Below are 617 nucleotides of genomic sequence, written 5' to 3' on the forward strand. Positions count from 1 at the left end.
TCGCTGGGCGTTGCCCTGCGAGCGCGTACCTGGTACCGAGAATTTCGTGAACTTGCACTGATGTGTGCCGTCTACAACATCAAGAAGGCCGCAGAACAGGAGATTCCACTCCCTTCAGGTGATTAAACACGGCCACCGAGATACTCACCAACTTCGCTCGCATGTTGGATGAGATTCTCCTCTTGATACGTCTCCAGCGTTGCAAGCCCAGCTGCAACAGCAACAGGGTGGCCGGCGTAGGTGTGCCCGTGACAGAGCATATTCTCCTCGAAGTGCGCTGCGATTTCTGAATTCACGATGGTTGCTCCAAGCGGCTGGTATGCACCGGTCAACCCTTTTGCCATCGTCATGATATCTGGCTCAACGTGGAAGACATCACTCCCAAACCACTCTCCGGTTCGACCAAATCCGCTCATCACTTCGTCACAGATGAGTAACGCCCTATGATCATGAGCGATTTCTTTGAGTCTCGGGAGGTATTCATCCGGTGGCACCAAAATTCGGTAGTTCCCATCGTTCCTGATTACTGACTCGGTTTCTGGGGCGAGACGAGAGTAGCTGGCGCGGATGAGCGAATGATTCAACCAAAGACGGCGGTCTCACTCCAGTGAGAGCGC

The 617-nt window shown here is 53.8% G+C and carries 1 pseudogene; it reads right to left on the bottom strand.

The window, feature by feature from the left end:
• Positions 1–125: 125 nt before the first annotated feature.
• Positions 126–512 (bottom strand): annotated as a pseudogene (locus tag ACR3FF_RS27315) (aminotransferase class III-fold pyridoxal phosphate-dependent enzyme); the annotation flags it as partial.
• Between the last annotated feature and the right edge of the window lie 105 nt (positions 513–617).

This window comes from Haladaptatus ordinarius (assembly GCF_054177595.1).